The organism is Cyclonatronum sp., from assembly GCF_022565315.1.
Classification (GTDB): domain Bacteria; phylum Bacteroidota; class Rhodothermia; order Balneolales; family Cyclonatronaceae; genus Cyclonatronum.
In genome coordinates this window covers 1-5,715 of sequence record NZ_JAIUMX010000167.1, presented here as the reverse complement: position 1 = coordinate 5,715, position 5,715 = coordinate 1, and the positions used below count along the sequence as shown (strand labels likewise).

The following is a 5,715-nucleotide window of genomic DNA, read 5'->3' as shown; positions in this document are numbered from 1 at the left end:
GTTTCGGTAGGATGATGCACCTCACAGCCCATTTCCTCAAGGCGGGCCGTGAGCCATTTGGTGGTCTCAAATTCTTTAAAACTAATTTCGGGATTACGGTGCAGATAGCGCCGCCATTCAACCATTTGCGGCTTCAGCGCAGCAGCCCGCTCGGTCAGCTGCGATCTTAAAAGAGGTGGAATCATAGATAGCTTCACATTTTGGGGTCCGATGACGGTCGGTTGCCGTCGTAATTTCTCACACAGAACGATACACAAAGCCGCGCTTGTTTTCAAAACTGTATTTGGGTTCTGTGCGGGCATCGTCCGGCATATTTAACAAATTACCCAAATCCTGAAATTCTGAAACTCGTCCTTAATTATTCTGAACTTACTGCTGTACTTAAATTTATGAAAGATTTTGACTTACAAATCCGTACCCGGCTGATGTTCGGGCTGGGCAAAGAAAAGAAATTTTATGAGCACGTAGCCTCCCTCGGTAAAAAAGTTTTTCTGGTGATTGGCGGAGGAAGCGTAAAACGCCTCGGATACCTTACACGGGTATCACGCGGACTCGAAGCGCAGGGATGCGAGCTGCTGGTGTTTGAAGGCATCGAGCCCAACCCGCTGGCACCAACCATCAACCGGGCTACGGCTGCGCTGCGTGAATTTAAGGGTGATGTGGTTCTTGCCCTGGGCGGAGGTTCCGCGATGGATGCCGCCAAAGCCATTGCCGGACTTGCGGTTACGCAGGATGATGACATCTGGCCCTACACCCTGGGCGGGGCAAAAATGGGCCGCATGACCGGCGCCCTGCCCATCGCCTGCATCCCGACAACGGCTGCTACGGCCTCCGAAGTAACCCCACACTCGGTTGTTTCCAATCCGGATGTGCGCGGCAAATCGCCGCTGAGCTATCCCTTCTTTCAGCCGACGGTTTCCTGGCTGAACCCCGAGTTCACCCTTGAGCTGCCGCCGGCCACCACCCGCGACGGCGCTTCGGATATCCTCAGCCATGTATTTGAAAACTATCTGCTCGGCGGCAACCGCTCGCCCCTGGCTGACCGCTACAGCGAGGGCATCATCGCAACCGTCGTCGAAACCCTGCCGCTCGTGATTGCCGAGCCTGACAACTACGAGCTTCGGGCGCGGCTGTTGTGGGCATCCAACCTGGCGCTGAACGGCTATCAGCAGGCGGGCCGTGAAGCATCGGGCTTCATCCTGCATGCGATCGAGCACGCCATCAGCGGCTTTTATCACGATATCGCGCACGGGCGCGGACTCGCGACCCTGTACCCGGCCTACTTCCGCTGGCTGTGGCAGCACGACCGCTGCCGTGACCGCCTCGCACAGCTGGGCGACCGGATTTTCGGTATTGATAAGGATGATGTGTCCTACGCCTCACTTGCTTTCATCAACCGCTTTGAAGAATGGCTGCAAAACAACGGACTTTTCCAAAGCCTGAGCGATCTGGGTGTGGATGAAGCCGATTTCGAGGCCATAGCCGATTACACCATCGCAACCTACGGCTTCGGCAAACCGCTGCAGGCAAGAGGCGAACTCACCCGCGATGATATTGTGGAAATGCTGAAAATGACCGAGCGGGTGAAGGCGTAAACAGGCACCATGGGGTTGGGTTTCGGGGCCGGGTTTTTGGGCCGGGCTGAAGCCCGCTCTATTCATGGGGTTCGGGGCTGGGCTGGTTTGGGAGATTCGGGCAATTCATTTAAAAATAAAGTTATCCGCAAAATCCGACGGATCCGGTCAATCCGCGGTCCGTTAAACTGTTCCGCTAATCTGCCAGCGGAATTTCGCACATAAAAGTCCGCTAATCTGCCAGCGGGATTTTGCAGGTGAAGGTTGTGCCCTCCCCTTCTTTGCTGGTGAGGGCAATACTTCCGCCCATCGCCTCCAGCATTTCCTTGCATAGGATAAGGCCAAGACCGGTGCCGGACTCATTTGAAGTGCCCTTGTAGGAAAAGGTGGTTTCCAGGTTAAACAGCTTTTCCAGCTGCTTTTCACTGATACCCGCCCCATGATCCTGTACACGCATGCAGGCAAAACTCCCTTCTGTAAAGGTTTGAATTATAATTACAGAATGCTCGTACGAAAACTTGATTGCGTTGCCAAGAAGGTTTCTGATTACGGTATCAAGCATGTTACGGTCGGCCATTACCCAAAGCGGGGCCTGCTCGTGACGCCTGATCAGCTTTTGCTGCTTTCTATCCATCATGAGCTCCAGCACCCCGGCCGATTCCGAAATCACTTCGGTGATATCGAGTTTTGAAACCTCCGGTTGGGAATGTTTAATCTGCATCCTCGCCCAGCTGAGCAGGTTGTCGAGTAGTTTCCCAAAATTCTGTCCGGCACCTGACAGAAGCCCGATCAGCTCTCTTCGCTGCGCATCCGGCATCTCATCAAACTCCTCATTGAGCAAATCAATAAGCCCGGACATGCCCGAAAACGGACCTTTGAGGTCGTGCGCAATAACGGAGAAAAACTTATCCTTCACCGCATTCAGCTTACGCAGTTCGCCTGCCTGCTGCTCAATCAGGGACCTTGCCTCAAGAGCAGCTTCCTTCTCTGCTTTAAGCTCCAGGGTACGCAGCTCAACTTTTCGGCTCAGGTTCAATTCCTGCCGCAGATAATAGCGAAGACGATACCGGTATCCGGCATAAATGAACCCGCCCATCAGCAGCAGCAAAAAGGCCCTGAACCATTCTGTCTGATAAAAAGCAGGCTCAATTATAATCGTGAGGGAAGCATAAACCGCATTTTCAGTCTCCAACTGTTCATCGGTGGTAATCAGCAGGGTGTAGGTTCGCGGCGGCAGGTTGGTATAGGTAAGCTGCCGCTGCATACCCGCAACCATCCATTCACGGTCGTAGCCCTCAAGCTTATACCGAAACCGCAGCTGTTCAGCATTTCGGATACTGATTCCGGTAAACCGCACCGTGAAGTCATTATTTCCGGATTGCAGATAAAGCCGTTCCGGAAACCTATGGGAGATGTTTCCGGCGGCAGATAAAATGGTGAGCTCCTCAATAACCGTTCGTACGGCCTCACGGGTTGTCGAAATCCGTTCAGTATCGAATATAGCCACACCGCCCTGCGTTGCGTATAGCAGCAGCCCGTCGGGCCGCAGCAGATAGCTGTTTTGAAAGCCGCCGTTGCCTTCGGCATTCCCCATCCCCTCATTTTCAGTAAACAGGTAGGAATAAACCCAGGAAGAACGGCCGTCAAGCACAGCATTGAGGTCAGCTTTGTACACATAAAAAATACCGCTGTTGGTGCTCATCCAAAGCCTTCCCAAAAAATCTTCCGTAATGTTGTGGAGCAGGTTACGGTGAAGTCCCTGGCTTTTGGTTACGGTGCTTATCAATCCGTTTTTTAGCCTGCTCAGGCCGCCGCCCTCCGTAGCGAACCAAACCGTACCCGGATCATAGCGATCGGGATAAATGCCGCGTACCGAGTCGTTGCCGAGGCCGTCAGCTTTGGTATAATGAAGAAGTTCATCATCCTTCAAATAAAAAACGCCCTTCTGAGCAGTAGCAACCCATAAACCGCCTGATTCATCAAATACAAGATACTGAATCAGCAGGCTTGAGAAAGCCTGCTGATGCGTGAAACTTACCAGACGGTCATTCTGAAGCTTAAACAAACCTCCCCAGCTGCCAAACCAAACAGATCCGTCGGGTCCCGTTACCATGCTGCGCAACTCAGAACCCGGCGGCAAGCCTGGCAGATCGAGCAGTTCAAACGAATGGGAGCCGTTCCGTTTTCCTATGCCATAGCGGTTTATGGTGGCATAAACCGAACCGTCGGCTGTTTGCGTAAACGCATAAAATTCACGGCCGAAAGTGCTTTCTCCTGAAACAGAAACTTCAGCTAATGAGCCGTCGGGAAATGTGCGGACCAGATTCCCTCCCCTTGTATTAATCCACAGGTTATGGTCTGAATCTTCAAAAAAACCGATGACATTGTTGGCCGGCAATCCTTTTTCCCTGCAAAAAGAGTACACATCAGCGGATTTCAATAAGATGAGGCCGTCGGTTGTGGAAGCGAGCCAGAGATTCCCCTGTTTATCTGTAAAACTACCTGCTATAACCGGTACTGTAGAAAAGGTGTCGGAGCGGATCAGCTCAAAAACCCCGTTATAGTACAGCAGCAGCTCACCCAGAAAGCTTACAAATAAAAAAAGATTTGTCTCATCTGTGTAAATGAGCTCCCTGATTCCTCCTAATGGTTTAACGGCAGAAGGAGAAGGATGAAAAGCCGTTATGCGCATTGTATCGAGGCTAAATACCGCAGTACCGGTGTCTGTTGAAATAAACCCATAGCGCTCTGATAACGCAAAGCCCATAATGCTTTGGTTTTGCCAGCCACTGATCTCCAATTTCTCAGCCCGGTTGCCGGAAACCAGTCTGTAAAATTCGCCATTGGCAAGCATTATCATCCTGTTACCGTAACTGACGATTCTCGCGGCAGCACGGATTTCGCCGTCGAACAGCACCGTATCCACACGCAGGTTTTGGTTCACCCGGTAAACGCCCTCGCTGGTTTGCACATAAATATGATTGTTGTACCCCAAAAGAATGCTAAAAATCAAACCGGAGATTGAGTCGCCGGTTAACTCTTGTTTATTAAACGTTTGTTCGATCTCGTCAAAAACAAAAAGGCCATCAGGGCTTGTAACCAGCAGCTGCCCGTTCCAGCGGAAAGGACGGAACGTAAGGCGTGGAGGCAAACCGGATTCGGTTCGGAAAAAAGTAAAGGTGTGGTCCCGGTACCTAAGCAAGCCGCCATGTTCAGCGGTGAACCACAAGGTGCCTGCGTCGTCGTCATCGCGGAAAATATGATGATAGCGGTTGGTACTTATTTCGGGGTTACTTGTGGTATTAAAGACCGTAAAGCTGTGCCCGTCGAAACGAACAATCCCGTCGTAAGAGGTCATCCACAGGTATCCGGTCAAATCCTGAGAAACATCAACGAGACCGTTTACCGGCAAACCATCGCGGGTTGTCCAGTTTTGGGGGATCAGGCGGGACTTGCTGAGTACTTGCCTTAGTGCAAACGGAATATCTGCATTCCCGCCGGTTTCAGCTGAAACCGCCGGTATTTGAGTGGAAAACCCTGTTCCGAATACGAATGCAGGCGCTGCTTTGATGGCTATGGTGGTGCAAAGCAGCACAGAAAGAAGGAAACATAAACCGGAAATACGTGGTGTTGGAGTCGTTCTTCTTGCTGACTCCTGTAAACGAAACAAGCTTTGTGCGGAACGGCTCAACAACTTAGGCTTCATATGTTTGGCAGATAAACGGAAAACACAAACGTGCAGATATCACAGCAAGAATATTTACTTACGTAAAGATCAGGACACAAACCAAATTAGCTAAAAAAAAGCAATTAATTGAAGGGTCTTTGAGAGAGGGCTTTTGGCTTTTAGCTTTTAGCTTTTAGCTTTTAGCTTTTAGCTTTTGGCTTTTAGCTTTTAGCTTTTAGCTTTTAGCTTTTGGCTTTTGGCTTTTGGCTTTTGGCTTTTGGCTTTTGGCTTTTGGCTTTTTGTAAGCGCCTAAAATAGGTTGACATAAACCTTTACTCATGGAGTAGTCTTTATGTCTAAAAAATATCTTCGGCAACACCGCATATTTTCAGTTAGTTTACGCAAGGAAATAGTCGGGTTAGTTGAATCCGGCAAACTCAGTGTAGCGGCCGCATCGCGCGAATATCAGGTTTC

2 protein-coding genes and 1 pseudogene are annotated in these 5,715 nt (G+C 50.6%); 1 reads left to right on the top strand and 2 read right to left on the bottom strand.

Annotated features, from left to right (window positions below; genetic code table 11):
- Nucleotides 1–185: pseudogene (locus LAT75_RS15045) on the bottom strand (amidohydrolase); the annotation flags it as partial.
- Nucleotides 186–389: 204 nt separating this feature from the next.
- Here LAT75_RS15045 and LAT75_RS15040 point away from each other — a divergent pair.
- Nucleotides 390–1,595 (top strand): iron-containing alcohol dehydrogenase, encoded by a 1,206-nt coding sequence (locus LAT75_RS15040; RefSeq protein WP_291483559.1) that lies wholly within the window; start codon nt 390–392, stop codon nt 1,593–1,595.
- Nucleotides 1,596–1,806: 211 nt separating this feature from the next.
- Here LAT75_RS15040 and LAT75_RS15035 read toward each other — a convergent pair whose 3' ends face one another.
- Nucleotides 1,807–5,265: a sensor histidine kinase gene (locus tag LAT75_RS15035; protein ID WP_291483558.1), complete on the bottom strand. Its 3,459-nt coding sequence runs from the start codon at nt 5,263–5,265 to the stop codon at nt 1,807–1,809.
- Nucleotides 5,266–5,715 lie beyond the last annotated feature (450 nt).

What these genes read in the sequence shown, in the direction of transcription:
- LAT75_RS15040 (WP_291483559.1), top strand. Translation starts at nt 390, where the DNA reads ATGAAAGATTTTGACTTACAAATCCGTACCCGGCTGATGTTCGGGCTG.